Here is a 19,245-nt window from a genome sequence, read left to right as displayed (position 1 = left end):
ACATTATAGCGTAGCTAATGCAGCGTCATAGTTTGGTTCGTTTTTAATTTCAGAAACCAATTCACTATATAAAACGTGGTTATTTTCATCTAAAACAATGACGGCACGAGCAGTTAAACCAGCGATTGGGCCAGTGGTGATGTTTACGCCTAATGCATCATGAGCTTCTTTGTGACGGAATGTTGAGAGGTTTACAACATTTTCAATGCCTTCCGCGCCACAGAAACGTGCTTGGGCGAAAGGTAAATCTGCAGAAATACATAATACCACCGCATTATTTAATGCCGCTGCACGTTGATTAAATGTGCGAACAGAGGTTGCACACACACCAGTGTCAATACTTGGAAAAATATTCAATACTTTGCGTTTGCCCGCGAAATCAGCAAGCGTCACGTCAGAAAGGTCTTTATTCGTGAACGTTAAACCATTGACTTGTTCGCCTTGTTTAGGAAAATTACCAATTACTTTGATTGGATTTCCCATCATAGTCACTTGAGACATATTTGCTCCTTTTATAGTCTAGAAAAATTCTCGGGTATTATATCGGCTTGTATTGAGACTGAAAAGGATTCTGTAGTTTCCCTTCTGCTTTCCCTTATGCAAGCGGTCAAATTTTGAAATGGATTTGTAAATTCTTGAGAGTAATGTCACAAAATGGGTAAGGACTATTCGACAATTTAAGGTTGAAGTGGTAGGGTGTCAGTAATCTTTCTATGGTTTTTTTGTTCTGTTATTTAATAAGGAATGCCATATGTCATCTCTAAATTATCCTTTCAAATTTGGTGTAACTGTATTAGCTGCTCTAGTGTTATCTGCATGCGGTAGCAGTGGCAGTAATTCTAATAGTGCGCCACCTGTAAATAATCAAGTTCAACAAACGCCACCAACGCCTACCAAGAATCCTGAGGTTCAGCCTAAGCCGCAAACTGAAATCAGTCCAAAGACTACACCAAATAATCAATCACAACCACCTAAAGTCAATATACCTGCAAATAACGTAGTTCAAGCTAATCCACAAACTGGCCGTGAAACAGGCGCAGTATTGGTTGCTTCAGGTCGTGGTGATAAGGCTTCTATGCATCGGGTAGAGATGAATAATTATACCCCTAAAATGAGTTCAATTAATGTTGAAGGAACTGATGTTGACATTGGTATCCGTGGACTTACAGCAAAGCATTGGCTCAATTTTTTAAAAGAAAAAAAGAAAAGACGTTTTGATGTATGTTGTGGTATCTATTCAGATATGCGTTTTGGTTCAAATAGTGGCTTGATTGATAAGAGCCATATTTATTTCTTCTATAATGGCAACCCAACTAACGATATGCCGACAACAGGTACGGCATCTTATGTTGGTCATGCGATTACTTCAGTAGATCTTAATCCATTAGACCATAGAGATCTCTATCAAGGCGATTCGCAATTTAATGTGGATTTTGGGAATAAAACATTAAATGGCGCATTAGATATTCGAAATTTTCATGCAGACATTAATGCAACAATTGCGGGCAACTATTTTAACGGTACAGCAAATTCATCATTAGTATCGACAGGACGCGTAGAAGGTAAATTTTATGGTTCTCAAGCAAAAGAACTGGCTGGGTTCGTTCAAGCAAATGATAATAGTTGGGGCGCGGCATTTGGCGCAAAGCAAGAATAACTGTTTTAAAATTAAACGAAACAATGCCAGCTTAATGTTTGCTTTGTTTTAGAATAACGTCGCTATCTTTTTAGAAAATAGCAACACATAACTTCACAAAATTGACAAAGAATATAGACAACTTAGAACTGAAATGGTAGGCTCTTGTCAATCCTTTTAGGATAGTTATATTTATTGTTTAGTTTAATAAGGAGTATTACATGTCTTCTGTAAATCACGTATTCAAATTTGGTGCAACTGCATTAGCAGCTTTAGTTTTATCTGCATGTGGCAGCAGTGGTGGCGGTAGTAACAATAATGAGGCTACCCCAGCGAATAATCAAACACAACAAAACCAATCTAATCCATCTGCTGCTAACAATTCAGCACAGCCTAATCAGCAAGCAAGTAGCGGAACAGGAGCTGCACTTGTGGCTTCTGATAGTACCAGTCTTTCTATTCGTCGTGTAGAACTCAAAGGTTATAATACCACTAGCATCAATGTAGATGGAACTAATGTAGCAATTGGTTTTCCAGGAATTTCAGCTGGTGATTGGTTAAATGCTAAAGCTAATGGACGTGATTTAAAAGTGTGTTGTGGTATATATTCAGATATGCGTTTTGGTCTTACTGATAGCTTAGATGATAATGGCAATGCTTATGTATTCTATAATGGCAATCCAACCCGTAACATGCCAACCAGCGGAAGTGCATCATATTCTGGTCAATCTATCATTTCAGCTAATGTTCCAGCATTAGATAAAGAAGGTTTCTACACCGGCACTTCACAATTTAATGTGGATTTTGGCAACAAAACATTAAATGGCTACTTAGGGATCAATAATATTCAACCTGTGAACATTAATGCCTCTATTTCGGGTAACAGCTTTAATGGTACAGCTACTTCCTCATCATTACCGTCTGCTGGGCGCGTAGAGGGTAAATTCTATGGTGATCAAGCGAAACAGCTTGCTGGATTAGCACAAGCGAATGATAATAATTGGGGTGCCGTATTCGGTGCACAAAAACAATAATTAGTTAATTTCAACAATAATAAAGCAAGCCTTGTGCTTGCTTTATTTCTCTTCTTATACTCAAAATGAAATTCACAAAAACTTTTTTATATTCTGTACTCGGTATGACGTGCGCAAACTTAGCCAATGCTGAAGTCGCACAATCTAAAAATGACAATCTAGATGATAACATTCAGGTTGCCACACCCAAATTTCAAGCGCCCACTGTTCAGCCTAAAGTGAATAATCAAGGCTCAGTTTCTATGACTAAAGCTGAGTTGGCACAACATCCAGATTTAATTATACGGGGAATGATTCCTGCGGTATTACAAAATAATGAAGAAGTTGTCTCATTACTATTACCCTTATATCGAGAAATCCCTCAAAAAGATCCCGTCTTGCTGAGTTGGGCAGAAGCGATTGATACGCGCCATCAAGGGAATTATAGTGAAGCTGCGCAGCGTTATCGTACCTTGTTTACTCAGCATTCTGATATCTTACCGCTACGTTATCAGCTTGCTCAGGCACTTTTTTTGAATAATGATAATGAAGCGGCAAAAGATCAATTTCAAAAATTACGTGCAGAAGAGATGGCGCCAGAAATGACAGCCGTCATTGACCAATATTTATCGGCATTAAATCAGCGTGACCAGTGGAAATTTAGTGGCGGTGTCAGTTTTCTGAATGAAACGAATATCAATAATGCACCTAAAGCTGGTACGCATATTGGTAGCTGGCAAGCCTGGAAAAAAGAAAGTGCACAAGGGCTTTCCTATTCATTAGGTTTGGATAAAAAATGGTCTTTACCAAATAACTTTTTTACTCAACTTGGACTTGATGGTCAAGGTAAGTATTACTGGGATAATAAAAAATATAATGAGTTAAATGTACGCCTAGGCTGGGGATTAGGCTATCAAACCTCTCGTTTGGAATTATCTTTAACGCCATTTACTGAAAAACGTTGGTATAGTGGCGGCTCTAGCGGAAGTGATGCACTAAAACAGTATTCAAAAAATTCTGGTGCCCGTTTTGATATCAGTTACTGGCTTAACCCTCGTTGGCAAATTTCCTCTGCATTAGAATATGGCGAGCAACGTTATGATTGGCGTAAGCATTTAAACGGCAATAATTACTTGTTCTCTAACACATTACTCTATGTTCCGAAAAGTGGCCAATATTGGTTTGCAGGGTTAGATTATTCTCGTGAAAACACGCGAGATAAAGATAATGCTTATCAACGAATGGGTAGTCGACTTGGTTGGGGACAAGAATGGCCGTGGGGCATATCTAGCCGAATTACGCTTTCTTATGCTAAACGTCATTATCAAGCGGTAGATTTCTTTAATATTCGCCAGAAAAACCGAGAATATGCTTCAACATTAACCCTGTGGCATCGCGATCTCTATTTCTGGGGCATTACACCTAAAATCACTTGGTCTTATCAAAAGGTGAAAAGTAATCATCCTTTCTATGGCTATGATAAAAACCGTGTATTCTTAGAAATGAGCAAAACATTCTAGCGATAAGCGGTCGTTTTTTTCGAGTTTTTTACAAAAGGAATCATCATGGATTTAGCGTATCTTGCCGAATTACCAAAAGAAGAATTTTTCCTTCGCCGTCAACGGGTATTTGAGCAAATGCAAGACAATTCGGCGTTAATTGTGTTTACAGAAACGGAAAAACGCCGTAATAACGACTGCGATTATCTTTTTCGGGCAGACAGTTATTTTTGGTATCTCACAGGGTTTAATGAACCGCAATCTGCTTTGTTACTCATAAAAAAAGAAGGGCTGTGCCGCAGCATTTTATTTCTGCGTGAGCGTGATCCGCTGATGGAAACTTGGCATGGTAAGCGTTTAGGTGTTGCCCAAGCACCAAGCGTTTTAAATGTGGATGAAGCTTTTGATATTACGCAAATTCAATCAATTTTTGCAGAAAAAACACAAAACTTGACCGCTTGTTATTATGCTCAAGGCTGGCAAACTTGGGGGGATGCCATCGTTCAATCTTGTTTTGATGAGGTAATTGATTGGCGTTTGATGCTATCTGAAATGCGCTTAATAAAATCTGAAGCTGAAATCGCATTGATTCAACAAGCTTGTCATATTTCTGCGTTAGCGCATATTCGTGCAATGAAACAGACTCGTCCAAATCGTTATGAGTTGGAAATTGAAGGCGAGATTCAACATGAATTTAGCCGTTTTGGCGCGCGTTTTCCTGCTTACAATAGTATTGTTGCTAGTGGAGAAAATGCTTGTATCTTGCATTACAACGATAACAATGCCGTATTGCAAGACGGTGATCTTTTGTTGATCGACGCGGGCGCTGAATTTGCTCATTATGCGGGCGACATTACGCGAACTTTTCCGATTAACGGAAAATTTAATGAAGCTCAGCGCGCGTTGTATCAATTAGTGCTAGATTCGATGAAAGCAGCAGTCAAACATCTTGTGCCTAATAGCTCATTCAAAGTAGCTAATGAGGCTGCTATGGAGGTAATGACAGATGGTTTACTGGCACTAGGTATTCTTAAAGGTGAGAGAGAAACGCTATTAGCAGAAAAAGCAGTGAAGCGATTTTATTTGCATAGCTTAGGGCATTGGCTAGGGTTAGATGTGCATGATGTTGGCGATTATGGACAAGAAAAAGATCGCCCGTTACAAATTGGTATGGTGCTGACTGTTGAGCCTGGGCTTTATATTCCGTCTGATGCGGATGTCCCAGAACAGTATAAGGGGATTGGTATTCGTATTGAAGATAATCTGTTGATTACTGAATATGGAAATAAAAATCTTACCTCAGGTTGTCCAAAAGAAATTGCCGATATTGAAGCAATCATGGCAAATCATTAACACTATCAGAAAACAAAACTGCCCCGAAAGGGGCAGCAAGCGGTAAGCTTCTAAAGCAATTTTGCAATTAGCCACCAATTGAGGCTAAATTATTTCGCACACCGCTATCACCGATATGCAAGTAGTGATGCTCTCGTTTCCCTTGCAAAGCGGCTTTTAGGCGAGCTTGTAACTGATAAACTGAAGCCTCTTCAGTTAACAAATCTCGTAACTCAATTCCTTCTTCTCCAAACAAACAAAGATGTAATTTGCCTGTGGCAGAGACGCGAAGACGATTACAACTTTGGCAGAAATTCTTCTCATAAGGCATAATCAGCCCAATTTCGCCTAAATAATCAGGATGACGCAATACTTTCGCCGGGCCATCGGAAAGTGCACGGTTTTGTAATTGCCAGCCCTCACGCAATAATCTTTCCATGACAGATTGCCCAGAAAGATGTTGCGCATGGAAGAAATGATCCATTTCACCAGTCTGCATCAATTCAATAAAACGCATTTGGATAGGTTTATCTTTAATCCAAGCTAAAAATTTATCTAATTCTGAAGCGGTGTATTGCTTCATGAGTACGGCATTAACTTTAATTTTTTGATAGCCAATTTCAAACGCGCGATCGATACCTTTTAAAATAGACTGTAACTTATCTTCGCCGGTAATAAGCTGGAATTGGCGTGGATCTAAGCTATCTACACTTACGTTAATATCAGTAATACCAGCTTGTTGCCAATGTGCTACATCTTTTAATAAACGATAACCGTTAGTCGTTAAGGCAACTTTTCTAATTCCCGAGGTTTGTGAAATCGTATGCGCAATTTCAAGAAAATCTTTGCGTAGAGTTGGTTCTCCACCAGTAAGGCGGATCTTTTCCGTCCCCAATTCCGCAAAAGCAACTGCCAAACGCTGAATTTCAGGTAAGGTTAAGAAAGTTTGTTTATGCGCAGGCGGTTGATAGCCGTCTGGCAGGCAATAGGTGCACTTAAAATTACACACATCGGTAATTGATAAGCGCAAATAAGTGTATTGTCGGTGGAAGCGATCAACCAATCCAGAGATGGTAGATTCTTCCCCTATATTTTTGATAGGAATAGTTTGCATGGACACCTTTCTAAACACGAGAGGAAGTTCCGTTTCCAAAACTTCCCGGCACCAAATAGTATATTTTCTGCTTGATGCGGCATTGTTACCTTATTTTCGCAACTTAGGTAAACAAGCTCGGAGCCTAAATTAAAATCCTATTCTAATAAGCTGATAAAATAACGCAACTAAAATTATCGGATTTACCCCATTTACGTTAATCATTTTTGCAAAAGAATGCGTAAAATAAACCGCTTGTGATATGATAACGCTTTCATAAAAGGAGTATAAAATGAAAAATAAATTCGTCTTTCTTGCAGCGTTAAGTGGCTTCTTTTCGATTTCTTTAGGCGCATTTGCTGCACATGGGTTAGCTAGTAGCCTTGATGAAAAAGCGATGAGCTGGATCCATACTGGCATTCAATATCAAACCTTTCATACGCTTGCCTTACTTGTGTTAGGCTTATTCCAAATTGCAAATAATTTACAAAATCCGCCCGCTTGTCGCGCTAAAGCCTTTAATATTATTGGTGGAAGCTGGTTCTTAGGTATTCTTTTATTTAGTGGCAGCCTTTATGCTTTAGCGTTAGGTGCAAGTAAAGCTTTAGTTTGGGTTACCCCAATTGGTGGTACCGCTTTCTTAGTAGGCTGGGCCGCTCTTGCTTTTATTAGTTGCCAAAATCGTAAGCAAGCGCAATAAGTTGAATAAAAATGAATAAATTAGCTTTATATTGCCGTGCTGGTTTTGAAAAAGAAATGGCGGGGGAAATTAACGATAAAGCCGCTCAACTGGGCGTGTTCGGTTTTGCCTCGGTTAAAGAGAGCAGCGGTTATGTGATTTTTGAGTGTTATCAAGCAGGCGATGCAGATAGATTAGCCAGAGAATTGAGCTTAAAAGATCTGATTTTTGCGCGTCAAATGATTGTGGTTGGCGATTTATTACAAAATTTGCCCGAACAAGATCGTATTAGCCCGATTCTCGAACAATACCAAACACTCAATCCAATTAACAGTAGCGATGTCGTAGTTGAAACGCCTGATACTAATGAAGCCAAAGAACTGTTAACCTTCTGCCGTAAATTTACTGTGCCATTGCGTAACCATTTGAAAAAAGCAGGTTATTTAGGCAAGTCTGATCAGGCAAGAAATAGCATAACTTTGCATATTCTGTTTATTCGTTCTGGTTGTTGCTATGTTGGGTATGCGTATAATTATAACCGTTCACCATTTTTGATGGGCATACCCCGTTTGAAATTTCCATCAGAAGCACCAAGTCGCTCAACATTGAAATTGGAAGAAGCGATTTTAACTTTTATACCTCAAGCAGAAGAGAAAAAACGATTCAGTGATTCAATGACAGGCGTGGATCTAGGCGCTTGTCCAGGGGGATGGACTTATCAGCTTGTTAAACGCGGTGTATTTGTCTATGCGGTTGATCACGGCAAAATGGCGGCAAGTCTTAATGAAACGGGGCGCATTGAGCACTGTGCTGAAGATGGCTTTAAATTCCAACCACCTAAGCGTAAAACAATTGATTGGCTAGTTTGTGATATGGTAGAACAGCCTATTCGCATCAGTAAACTGATTGCAAAATGGTTGATTAACGGTTGGTGTCGAGAAACGATTTTTAACCTTAAATTACCGATGAAAAAACGCTATCAAGAAGTGCAGCTTTGTTTAAATTATTTAAGTGAAGAATTGGCTAAAAATGGTTTCCGTTTTAGCATTCAGGCAAAACATCTTTATCACGATAGAGAAGAGATTACCGTGCATATTGCAGTGCAAAAATAAATAGCAAACAAGCGGTAGAATTTTCACAATAATTTGCAAAATGCTTGTAAAATCGAACCGCTTTAATTAAACATAAAAACAACAAATAAGAGGAAAACACAATGACATTAAAAATTGGGGTAGTCGGCGCAGGTGGACGAATGGGACGTAATTTAATTACGGCAGTCGCAAATGCAGAAAATGCGACTTTAACTGCAGCTTTTGAGCGTGCAGGATCTTCACTGATCGGCGCAGATGCTGGCGAATTAGTTGGCGTAGGTAAGTTAGGCGTTGAGATTAAAGCGACGCTGGCAGAAAATCCTAATTTTGATGTATTGATTGATTTCACTCGCCCTGAAGGTACGCTTGAGCATATTGCTTTCTGTGTGGCCAATCAAAAGGCAATGGTAATCGGCACAACGGGTTTTGATGATGCAGGTAAACAAGCGATTCAAACTGCAGCAGAAAAAATTAGTATTGTATTTGCTTCAAATTATAGCGTTGGGGTGAATTTAGTATTTAAGCTGTTAGAAAAAGCGGCAAAAGTGATGGGCGATTATTGCGATATTGAAGTGATTGAAGCTCATCATCGCCATAAAGTAGATGCGCCATCAGGCACGGCACTGTCAATGGGTGAACATATTGCTAAAACGCTTGGACGTGATTTAAAAACGCATGGCGTATTTGAGCGTCATGGTATTACAGGCGAGCGTAAACGTGATGAAATTGGTTTTGCGACTATTCGCGCAGGCGATGTGATTGGTGAACACTCTGTGTGGTTTGCTGATGAAGGCGAACGTGTGGAGATTGCGCATAAAGCTTCAAGCCGTATGACCTTTGCTAACGGTGCAGTTCGTGCTGCTAAATGGGTTGCAAATAAATCGAATGGCTTATTTGATATGACAGATGTGTTAGATTTGAATAATCTATAAAATTAAAAATGTAATGATATTGATGCGTTAAAAACACCTTTTTATTATAAGGGTAGCGCAAGTAAGGAAATCCAAATGACCAAATTCAACAACATTGAAACCACCTTAGTTCAACTAGGTAATCGTACAGATCCTCGCACAGGTGCGGTGGCAACTCCAATTATTTTATCAACCGCTTACGGTCGTGATGGTTTAGGTGAATCAACAGGATGGGATTATACGCGGACTAAAAACCCAACTCGTGCGGTGTTAGAGCAAGGTATTGCTGATTTAGAAGGCGGTGATGCAGGTTTTGCTATGGCATCAGGTATGGCGGCTATTCAGTTAGTAATGTCATTATTTAAAGCACCGGATGAATGGATCATTTCAAGCGATGTTTATGGTGGATCATATCGTTTATTCGACTTTAGCCATAAGCATCACAATACGGTAAAACCGGTTTATGTGAATACCGCAGATCTAGCTGAGATTGAAGCAGCGATTACACCAAATACGAAAGCAATTTTTGTCGAAACTCCATCCAATCCATTGATGGAAGAATGTGATGTCGATGCAATTTCTGTGATTGCCAAAAAACATAACCTGATGTTAATTGTTGATAATACCTTCTTATCGCCAGTATTATTCCGCCCAATTGAACATGGTGCAGATATTGTCATTCACAGTGCTACCAAATACCTTTCAGGGCATAATGATGTGTTAGCGGGTTTAATTGTTGCAAAAGATTCAGAAGCGACTAAAGTGAATGGTCAGAATCTTTCAGAGCGTTTATTCTACTTCCAAAACTGCGCAGGTGCTGTGCTTTCACCATTTGATTCATACCTTGCCGTGCGTGGTTTAAAAACGCTTGCTTTACGCATGGAACGCCATCAATCAAATGCAACAGAATTAGCTAAATTCTTAAAAGAACAGCCAGAAATTGACAGCGTATTATATTCAGGTAAAAGTGGCATGCTTTCATTCCGTCTGCAAAAAGAAGAATGGGTACCAAAATTCTTAAAAGCGATTAAATTGATTACGTTTGCAGAAAGTTTAGGTGGAACTGAAAGCTTCATTACTTATCCTGCAACCCAAACTCATATGGATATCCCAGAGGCAGAACGTATTGCACGTGGGATTACCAACAATTTATTACGTTTCTCAGTGGGCTTAGAACATGTTGAAGATTTAAAAGCAGATCTTCGCCAAGCCTTTGAACAATTAAAATAATCGCCTATTGCTAAGGGTAAAAAATGAAAAAATATCATGTTGAAACCTTAATTTCAGCGCAAGACGTCCAATCTCGTATTGCAGAAGTTGCGAAAGAAATTAGCCATCACTACCATCATTCAAATTGCGAGAATTTAGTCGTGATTGGGCTGTTGCGTGGTTCTTTTATGTTTATGGCAGATTTGGTGCGTTTAATTGATTTGCCACTTGAGGTAGATTTTATTACCGCATCAAGTTATGGCTCTGGCACAGAATCGAGTCGAGATGTCAGAATCTTAAAAGATCTAGATGGCGATATTGGCGGCAAGGATGTTTTAATTGTTGAAGATATTATCGATACTGGTTTTACGCTTAACAAAGTTCGAGAAATCCTACGTTTGCGTGAGCCTCGTTCTGTTGCCATCTGCACCTTATTAGATAAGCCTTCAAGACGAGAAGTCAATGTACCAGTAGAATGGGTTGGCTTTGCGATCCCAGATGAATTTGTTGTGGGATATGGTATTGATTATGCGCAACGTTACCGTAATCTAGATTACATTGGTAAAGTTGTAATGGACGAATAATTACCGCTTAAAATGAGACCGTTTGACGTTTTTGGGAACTTCAAGCGGTCTTTTTATTCTAATTTTCTGCAAAATTTAAAGGAACATATTATGTGGAAAAAATCGCTGCTTGCCGCCTTATTAGTGGTAAGCCCACTTGCATTTTCGCAAGTAGAAAAAAGCAAAAAAAGCGCCCTTGTCACGTTTAATGAAAGCGAGGTAACTGAAAAAATTACGCTTGCTAAAAGCCAATGGCAACATGATGCAGATAAAACAGCATTATTACTTCAACAGCAACGCGAAAGTTTTTTGGCGTTAGAATATCTGCTTAATGGTGCAGTAAAACAACAATCGCTTTCAGCCTCAACCATTTCATTAGCGCAAGGGTTGATTGAGCGCTTAAATGGCTACCCATTACAGCAAGATGCAGAGTGGGCATTACTTAAAGCCAAAATTGGACTCAATCAAGCCACTGAATCTGATATTTCAGCGTTTCTTCAAAAATATCCCGATTCGATTTATCAATCGCGTTTAACACAACTGCCATTTGAACAATTGTATCAGCAGCAAGCTTATCCAGCGCTATTGGCATATAGCAAGAAAGTGTCTCCTGAATCTGTGCAGAATCAATGCCGTGTATTAGGTGCAAACTACCAGCTATTAGCTGAAAAAATGGAAATCAATCCCGAACTTGCGCAAGCAAACAATGAAAAACCTCAAACTGATTTTGTGATGACCGATCTGCTTAACCAGTTTGAAAAGTTATGGTTAATCATGCCAAACTTGCCTAGTGAATGCGCAAATTTAGAAGCGTATTGGAAAGATAACGGTGGCAAAACCGAAGTAAATATTCGTCAGAAAGCGGTCAATTTATTTGAGAAAAATGCAAAAGAGGCATTACAAGCACTGAATTCAGATAATCCGGCATTAAACGGATGGTTAGCTAATGTGGTCGAATTGTTTAATCAGCCACAAACATTGCCTAAGTTTATTGAGAATACTGAAGTAAATCCTCAAAGTCAGCAAGTGGTTAAATTAGCATTTGCAAAATGGCTCAAAACTTTACCAGAAGAAGGCAAACCTGGTTTTGAATTGCTGGAAACTTGGGCAACGAAACTGGAATTAGATGCGCCAACACTGAATAATTGGAAAATTAGCTATTTAAACCATCTGTTTGATGGTGTTTCTCCTGAATTTGTGGAGTGGCGCGATAGTCAAATTGAGGCATTAAAAGCAGATAATTTAACCGAGCGCCGTATCCGTATGGCATTATGGCAACAAACGGATACTGCAAAATGGCTAGATTTGCTGTCTAATGAAGGAAAACAGAAACTAGAATGGCGTTATTGGGCGGCAAAAAATGAATCTAATTTAGAAAAACGTAAGGCGATATTCAAAGAGATGGTCGGCGAGCGTGGATTTTATCCAATGTTAGCCGCGCAACAATTAGGCGAACTGTATCAGCCGCCTTCAGTCGCTGTGATTGAATTGACTCCTGAAGAAAAAGCCAAGTTACCGCAGTTAGATCGTATTGCCGAACTCATCGCCTTAAAACGTCATGCACAAGCTAAAAATGAATGGGTTAACTTGGTAAAATTGTTACCAAAAAATCAACAACTTAGTGTGATACTCTATGCTTATCAAAAACAATGGTATGCACTGGCCGTTGAGGGCACGATTCAAGCAAAAGCTTTTGATTACCTGTTCTTACGTTTACCAGATGCGTATGCTGATTGGTTTAAAATTGCTTTAAAAGATAAGCCGATTAGCAAAACTTTTGCTCAAGCCATTGCACGACAAGAAAGTGCGTGGAATGTTGAAGTAAAATCGCACGCGAATGCCATGGGGCTAATGCAACTGTTGCCAACAACAGCAGAAAAAACAGCGAAAGAGAATGGGTTACCATTTAATGGCGAAAATGATTTATTCCAACCATTTAATAATATTATGCTGGGAACAACGCATTTGGCGGAATTAAATCAACGGTATCCGAATAATCGTATGTTAATTGCAGCTGCGTATAATGCGGGGGCGGGGCGAGTAGACCAATGGTTAGCAAGAAGTGCAAATAAGCTAGATTTTGATGTGTTTGTGGCTTCTATTCCGTATTATGAAACCCGTGGATATGTACAAAATGTTCTAGCATACGACTATTATTATCAAATTCTGCAAAAAGAAGATGCACCAAAAATGTTCTTAACTTCAGAATGGGATAGAAAATACTAGGTATTAGTACACAACAAAAGTAAAGCGGTAGAATTTTGTAAAACATTTGCAAAATCCTACCGCTTGTTTTTTTAGATTATTCTCATTTAAACATTATTCGAATAATGCTGCATGTAATGAACGAACAATTTCATCTGCTTCGCTATTTTTAACAAGTGTGCAAACGTTGTTGGTGCTTGCACCATAGCTGATTAAGCGAATGTTGTAATTTTCAAGCGTGTGGAATAAACGTTTTGCCACACCGGCTTGCGTATGTAGATGATTACCAATGATTGCAACTAAAGCCAAATCATTTTCAACTTGTACATGGCAGTAGTCGTTGAGTTCTTCTAATAATGCTGGAGAGAGCAGGTCTGTGCCGGTTGATGCGGAACCAGTTTTATCTAGCGTTAATGCGACACTCACTTCAGAAGTGGTAATGACATCTACTGAAATATTGTGTTTGGCTAAAATAGCAAAAACATTTGCTAGGAAACCTTTCGCATGCAGCATAGAAAGGCTAGATAGCGTGACTAAAGTTTGGTTGCGACGTAATGCAATCGCACGGAAAGTTGGGCGAGGCTGTGGATCGCGCGTTACCCAAGTCCCACCTTGTTCAGGCGCTTTGCTTGAGCCAACATAAACAGGAATATTACTACGTACAGCCGGTAATAAAGTTGCTGGGTGTAACACTTTCGCACCGAACGTTGCCATTTCTGCAGCTTCGTTAAATGCCATGGTATCAATACGTTTTGCCGCTGGTGCTACACGAGGGTCAGTAGTATAAATGCCCGGAACATCTGTCCAGATTAACACATCGTCTGCATCTAACACTTCAGCCAATAACGCTGCAGAGTAGTCTGAACCACCGCGACCAAGTGTGGTTGTTTTACCTTCTTCATCACGACCGATAAAGCCTTGTGTAATAGCCACTTTGCCTTCGGCAATCAATGGTTTTAATAAAGCATCCGATTGCGCTTTTGTTTTTTCATCGTTTGGTGCTGCTTTACCAAATTGGCTATCAGTGGCAATCAATTCACGCACATCTAGCCATACTGCTGGGTAACCCCGTTCTTTGCATAATTGAGTAAAGATTTTGGTAGACATCATTTCACCTTGGCAGATAAGTTCATCGGCTAAGGCTGCTGAAGTGGCAAGGCTTGCTGATTCAGCTAATGATTTGATATGCGCCAATACGGTATCAATTTCAGCACGAACACTACTTGGTTCAGCTAATTTATCAATGATATTGTATTGAATGGTGCGTACAGCTTCTAAGATTTCATCACGGCGTTCTTTTTCACAACCGTTAGCTAATTCCACAAGATAATTGGTTACGCCAGCTGATGCAGACAACACGACCACACGGGTATTTGGGTCATTTGTTACGATATTCGCACAAAGCGACATCGCATCAAAATTTGCAACACTGGTACCACCAAATTTCGCCACAGAAAGTTTAGACATAATAAGAATTCCTAAATAAATAAAAAAAGAATGTGGTTGTTGTGGAGATTCGGAAAGGAAATTGAGTAGATTTATTGGTAGGGACCATTCAATCAGAGCACTCCATTTGATTGAATTAAAATCAAATGACAGCTGATAGGATTCAACCTGACTCAGCCGATGTTCATTCCAGTCTAGTGAATTCACACCTCGGCAAACACTCCCATCACCTAACCGTCATACAGCCCTAGTTGCCTAAAGTTAAGTTGCCTGAGTGATGCGCCTCTCTGTGCCGCAAACGTTTGGCTTGCGACAACATCAATTAAAATACGCCTTTTTTAATAAGAGTCAAGTAGAAATATTAGATAGGTGGATAATTGTTCAAAGAACAAACAAAGCAAGCGGTAGTATTTTCTCAAAGATTTGCAAAATGAAGTGAAAAATCCACCGCTTGGAGGAAGAATGTTAGTCTGCTTTTGCAGGAGTTTGCTTATGAGATGCCATTTTTTGACGAATCTCGCGGCGTTGTTTAGATAATTCTGCATTACGAATCATGTAATCATCAACGCGGTTTTCGTAGTCATCACGCATATTTGCAATAATGGCACGAATTTCTTCTACGCTCATATTATCGTTAATGTATTGATTTAAGTTATCTAATAACAATACGCGTTTTTGGTTATCGCGGATTTTACGGTCGTTATCGGCAGTTTCACGATGCAATTTGTTTTTTAAGCGATAAAGATGCACATAATCGAGCATATCTTGGAAGGCTTGTTTTTTGTTTTCGGCCATAAAATGATCCTCTTAGTGGGGTATTAAAAATAAAACATAACTGATGAAATCCTATTCCTTTTCTGCAGTTTCGTCAAAATGTTTTCTTACTTATAGAAAAATTGCTCAAATAAAGCATAAAAATGCGCAAATTTAATGGCAAGAACTATATGCTCTAAGCTAAAAATGCTAAAATTCGACTATTTCTCTTTAATTGAATAGGGCTTGATATGTTTTCTCAACCATCTTCTTCAAACGGATTTCGTGAATTTGCCGCCATTGATCTTGGTTCAAACAGTTTTCATATGATTGTCGCTCGGATAGTCAATGGATCAATTCAAGTGCTATCTCGTATTAAACGTCGTGTTCGTTTGGCGGATGGGTTAGATGAACATCGTATCTTAAGCCAAGAAGCGATTCAACGCGGTGTTGATTGTTTAGCATTATTTGGCGATCGACTACAAGGATTTTCGCCAGAAAATGTGAGAGTTGTTGGCACCTATACATTACGCCGTGCACTAAATAATGCTGATTTTTTAGCACAAGCAGCAAAAGTTTTTCCATTCCCTATTCAAATTATCTCTGGTCAAGACGAAGCGCGTTTAATTTATGCGGGTGTAAGCCATACCCAACCTGAAAAAGGTCGAAAGTTTGTGATTGATATTGGCGGTGGCTCAACGGAAATGACGATTGGGGATGATTTTGACCCCTTACGTGCTGAAAGCCGACACATGGGCTGTGTCAGTTTTGCCAAGCGATTTTTCCCTAATGGTGCATTAACAGAATCCCGTTTTCGAGCTGCTTATCAATTGGCGATGGAAAAATTAGAAGATTTAGAAGCAGAATATCGCGAACTTGGCTGGGAGCATGTATTAGGTTCATCTGGCACGATTAAAACAGTTTCTAAAGTGTTGATGGCAAACGGCTATCGTGATGGCTTAATTACTGAGCCACGTTTAAAAGCGATTATTGCAAACTGTTTAAAATTTAATTCATTATCGGCTATTCAGCTAAAAGGCTTGCTGGAAGAGCGAGCAGATGTATTAGTGCCGGGACTTGCGATTTTACTGGCATTATTTCATACCTTTAAATTGCGTTCGATGCGTTATTCTGATGGTGCGTTAAGAGAAGGGGTTATGTATGGCTTGGAGCAACGTTTCCAAGTTGGTGATATTCGCCAACGTACGGCAGAAGCGCTAGCCCAGCAATTTAACATTGATAAGGCACAAGCAAATCGTGTAGAAGAAACGGCCTTAGCCTTATTTGAACAGGTTGAAGATTGGCAAAACCGCCAACAAACGAAAGAGCTTAAAGCCATGCTGAAATGGGCGAGTTTGCTACATGAAATAGGACTGGTTATTAACCATAATAATGTGCACAAACATTCAGCCTATATTATTGCTAACAGCACCTTAGCTGGATTTGATTCTGAACAGCAACATTTGTTATCAGTGTTAATGTATTTCCATCAAAAAGGATTTAAACGAACCGAAATTAAGCGTATAAATCGTTACAAAAACCGTGACATACTCTCGATTTTGCGTATTTTCAGACTCGCGGTGTTACTTAATCGTGCACGTCAAGCCACCATTAGGCCGAAAGAAATGCAATTATCCGTTGCCGATAATGATTGGAAATTACAATTTGAAGCAGACTTTCTAACACAAAATCCGTTAGTTTTCGCTGATTTAGAAGAAGAGAAAAAACTTTTAGCCCAAATTGATTGCGGATTACAAGCGGTTTAATTTAGATAATTTTTTGCAAAAATAAAGCTCGGTATTCCCGAGCTTTATTTGTTTGGTTGAGCGTTATTCTTGCGAAAGGGCAACAATTGGATTGAGTTTAGAGGCATTTTTTGCCGGCATATAACCAAAAACAACCCCAATTAACGTAGAGAAGAATACTGCTAGTACAACAGATTCTAATGAAAGTAACATTTTGAAATTAGAACCTAAGGTGTTAAACAGCGTGATAATCGTACCTGCCAACAGAATCCCAATCACACCGCCTAATAAACAAATTAAAATGGCTTCAATTAAGAATTGTTGCAAGATATTACGTTGCTTAGCACCAATCGCCATTCTTACGCCAATTTCTTTAGTGCGTTCTGTGACAGAAACTAACATAATATTCATAACGCCAATTCCGCCTACCACTAATGAAATTAACGCGATAGAAGAGATGAGAAGCGTTAAGGTATTTGTGGTGCTTGTAATGGTTTGTTTAATGGTGTCGCTATTCATGATAAAGAAGTCTTTCTTACCATGTTTTGCGCTAAGCAATGAAATTACACTTTTTTCAGCGGTTTGACTTTCCACCTCATCCTTCACTTTTACTGTTAAGGAATCAATATGCTTTTCGCCAGAAATACGTTGCATCAAAGTGGTATAAGGCGTCCAAAGTTTTAGGCTGGTTTGGTGCATATTATTTGACTCTTCCGCTAAACCAATGATCTTCAGCGGTTTTTTATCGACTAAAATCACTTTCCCTTCTACTGGTGCGATAATCCCCAAATCTTTTTGTGTGTTAGCATCAATCACGACTACTTGCGCAGCTTCTTTCACTTCACTGTCATTAAAGAATCGCCCTGAAACCATCTTCATGCCTTTAACATTCAAATATTGTTCTCCTACGCCATTGACTGAGCCAGTTACATTGGTATTACCATAAATTACCGTAGCACTGAGATTGCTTAAAGGCGTAGTACTATCAACAAATCCTTGTTTATTGAGTAATTCTGCATCAGATACGGTGAGGTTTTTAGTTAAATTCGCGCGTCTATCGCCAAATCCAGTACCATTCATAATGGTCATGGTGTTTGTGCCAAGACTATTGATATTAGACAATACCTGTTGCTGTGTGCCTCGCCCTAGCGCCACAACAGAAATCACGGAGGCAATACCAATAACTATCCCTAGCATAGTTAATAATGCGCGTAATTTATGCGCCATAATTGCACTTGTTGCCATTTTGAAGGATTCAACAAGCTGATCCCAAAATCGGGGGGCACGATATTCGCCTTTTGTTAGTTTTTGTTGATGTTGATAAGGTTGTTGGCGTTCATCTTTAATTATTCGCCCGTCTTTAATTTCAATGACACGACTTGCTGTTGCAGCAATGTTAGGATCATGGGTAACCATGATAATGGTGTGTCCTTCGCGATGAAGGTCTTGTAAGATTTCTAAAACGGTTTCACCGCTTTTTGAATCCAGTGCGCCGGTTGGTTCATCCGCAAGAATAATGTCGCCACCATTCATCAGTGCTCGCGCAATACTGACGCGTTGTTGTTGCCCGCCAGAAAGCTGATTAGGCCTATTTTGCGTTTTTTCTTTCAAACCAAGTTTATCTAACAAGGCATCTGCATGTGCTTTTCGTTCACGCGAGGGCATTCCTGCATATACAGCTGGAAGTGCAACATTTTCATTCGCATTTAATGCAGCAAGCAGGTTATAGCGTTGAAAGATAAACCCAAATTTGCGTTGGCGTAAGTTTGAAAGCTCATCTGCATTCATCGCAATGGTTTCTTTGCCATCAATACGACAAACACCACTGCTTGCCGTATCTAAACATCCGATGATATTCATCAACGTGGATTTGCCTGAACCTGAGGCGCCAATAATGGCAACAAAGTCGCCTTGGTCAATGCTAAGGTTAATATCTTTAAGAATATGCGCTTGGTTTTCGCCTGTTCCAAAGTATTTATTTAGCTTCTCAATTTCTATCAATTTCATCTTAACGGTTGCTTTTACAAGCGGTTAAATTTTTTAGGTATTTTGCAAGGTACGGTTCTAGAC

Annotated in this window: 16 protein-coding genes and 2 riboswitches; of the genes, 11 read left to right on the top strand and 5 right to left on the bottom strand. The window is 39.4% G+C overall.

Going from position 1 to position 19,245, the window contains the following annotated elements; genetic code table 11:
- Window positions 1-3: 3 nt before the first annotated feature.
- Window positions 4-501 carry a thiol peroxidase gene (gene tpx / locus HSP_RS0107975; protein WP_007524810.1) on the bottom strand — a complete coding sequence of 166 codons (498 nt, stop codon included), beginning with the start codon at window positions 499-501 and terminating at the stop codon, window positions 4-6.
- A 250-nt stretch (window positions 502-751) separates the two neighbouring features.
- Between tpx and HSP_RS0107970 the strand changes: the two genes are divergently transcribed.
- The 4 genes from HSP_RS0107970 to pepP all read left to right on the top strand — a co-directional run bounded on the left by HSP_RS0107970 (window position 752) and on the right by pepP (window position 5,501).
- On the top strand, window positions 752-1,657 hold the full coding sequence (locus HSP_RS0107970; RefSeq protein ID WP_007525088.1) for a Slam-dependent surface lipoprotein: 906 nt from the start codon (window positions 752-754) through the stop codon (window positions 1,655-1,657).
- Window positions 1,658-1,857: 200 nt separating this feature from the next.
- Entirely contained in the window at window positions 1,858-2,670 is an 813-nt protein-coding gene (locus tag HSP_RS0107965; protein ID WP_007525245.1) for a Slam-dependent surface lipoprotein, read from the top strand.
- Window positions 2,671-2,735: 65 nt separating this feature from the next.
- Window positions 2,736-4,169: a surface lipoprotein assembly modifier gene (locus HSP_RS0107960; RefSeq protein ID WP_007525432.1), complete on the top strand. Its 1,434-nt coding sequence runs from the start codon at window positions 2,736-2,738 to the stop codon at window positions 4,167-4,169.
- Window positions 4,170-4,214: 45 nt separating this feature from the next.
- Window positions 4,215-5,501 (top strand): Xaa-Pro aminopeptidase, encoded by a 1,287-nt coding sequence (pepP, locus tag HSP_RS0107955; protein ID WP_007524288.1) that lies wholly within the window; start codon window positions 4,215-4,217, stop codon window positions 5,499-5,501.
- A 67-nt stretch (window positions 5,502-5,568) separates the two neighbouring features.
- Here the strand turns inward: pepP and moaA are convergent, their stop codons facing one another.
- Window positions 5,569-6,594, bottom strand: a complete 1,026-nt coding sequence (gene moaA / locus HSP_RS0107950) for a GTP 3',8-cyclase MoaA (protein WP_007524240.1) — start codon at window positions 6,592-6,594, stop codon at window positions 5,569-5,571.
- Window positions 6,582-6,729: riboswitch (molybdenum cofactor riboswitch) on the bottom strand. (Overlaps the previous gene by 13 nt.)
- Window positions 6,730-6,865: 136 nt before the next feature.
- Here moaA and HSP_RS0107945 point away from each other — a divergent pair.
- The 6 genes from HSP_RS0107945 (at window position 6,866) to HSP_RS0107920 (ending at window position 13,252) form a co-directional block, all read left to right on the top strand.
- A complete protein-coding gene (locus tag HSP_RS0107945) occupies window positions 6,866-7,273 on the top strand; it encodes a DUF423 domain-containing protein (RefSeq protein ID WP_007524057.1) in 408 nt (135 codons plus the stop codon).
- A gap of 11 nt (window positions 7,274-7,284) precedes the next feature.
- Window positions 7,285-8,364 (top strand): 23S rRNA (cytidine(2498)-2'-O)-methyltransferase RlmM, encoded by a 1,080-nt coding sequence (gene rlmM / locus HSP_RS0107940; RefSeq protein ID WP_007524436.1) that lies wholly within the window; start codon window positions 7,285-7,287, stop codon window positions 8,362-8,364.
- 101 nt (window positions 8,365-8,465) lie between these two features.
- A complete protein-coding gene (dapB, locus tag HSP_RS0107935; protein WP_007524734.1) occupies window positions 8,466-9,275 on the top strand; it encodes a 4-hydroxy-tetrahydrodipicolinate reductase in 810 nt (269 codons plus the stop codon).
- Between the two features lie 75 nt (window positions 9,276-9,350).
- Entirely contained in the window at window positions 9,351-10,484 is a 1,134-nt protein-coding gene (locus tag HSP_RS0107930) for a methionine biosynthesis PLP-dependent protein (protein ID WP_007523994.1), read from the top strand.
- A 23-nt stretch (window positions 10,485-10,507) separates the two neighbouring features.
- Entirely contained in the window at window positions 10,508-11,047 is a 540-nt protein-coding gene (hpt, locus tag HSP_RS0107925) for a hypoxanthine phosphoribosyltransferase (protein ID WP_007524659.1), read from the top strand.
- Window positions 11,048-11,137: 90 nt separating this feature from the next.
- The gene (locus tag HSP_RS0107920; RefSeq protein WP_007524411.1) at window positions 11,138-13,252 is read left to right on the top strand and encodes a transglycosylase SLT domain-containing protein; all 2,115 of its coding nucleotides are present in this window, start codon (window positions 11,138-11,140) and stop codon (window positions 13,250-13,252) included.
- Between the two features lie 93 nt (window positions 13,253-13,345).
- On the opposite strand, the gene lysC is transcribed toward HSP_RS0107920, so the two are convergent.
- Both lysC and HSP_RS0107910 read right to left on the bottom strand, forming a co-directional pair.
- A complete protein-coding gene (lysC, locus tag HSP_RS0107915; RefSeq protein ID WP_007525001.1) occupies window positions 13,346-14,698 on the bottom strand; it encodes a lysine-sensitive aspartokinase 3 in 1,353 nt (450 codons plus the stop codon).
- An 87-nt stretch (window positions 14,699-14,785) separates the two neighbouring features.
- Window positions 14,786-14,973, bottom strand: a riboswitch (Lysine riboswitch).
- Window positions 14,974-15,142: 169 nt separating this feature from the next.
- On the bottom strand, window positions 15,143-15,472 hold the full coding sequence (locus HSP_RS0107910) for a DUF496 family protein (RefSeq protein WP_007524082.1): 330 nt from the start codon (window positions 15,470-15,472) through the stop codon (window positions 15,143-15,145).
- A gap of 209 nt (window positions 15,473-15,681) precedes the next feature.
- On the opposite strand from HSP_RS0107910, the gene ppx reads away from it, so the two are divergent.
- Window positions 15,682-17,196, top strand: coding sequence for an exopolyphosphatase (gene ppx, locus HSP_RS0107905; RefSeq protein ID WP_007524286.1), 1,515 nt, complete (start codon window positions 15,682-15,684; stop codon window positions 17,194-17,196).
- Window positions 17,197-17,259: 63 nt separating this feature from the next.
- Here the strand turns inward: ppx and HSP_RS0107900 are convergent, their stop codons facing one another.
- Window positions 17,260-19,182: a MacB family efflux pump subunit gene (locus HSP_RS0107900; protein WP_007525279.1), complete on the bottom strand. Its 1,923-nt coding sequence runs from the start codon at window positions 19,180-19,182 to the stop codon at window positions 17,260-17,262.
- Window positions 19,183-19,245: the final 63 nt, after the last annotated feature.

Origin of the sequence: Haemophilus sputorum CCUG 13788, from assembly GCF_000238795.1 — a bacterium.
Lineage (GTDB): Bacteria > Pseudomonadota > Gammaproteobacteria > Enterobacterales > Pasteurellaceae > Haemophilus_A > Haemophilus_A sputorum.
This window is presented reverse-complemented; position numbering and strand designations above follow the sequence as displayed.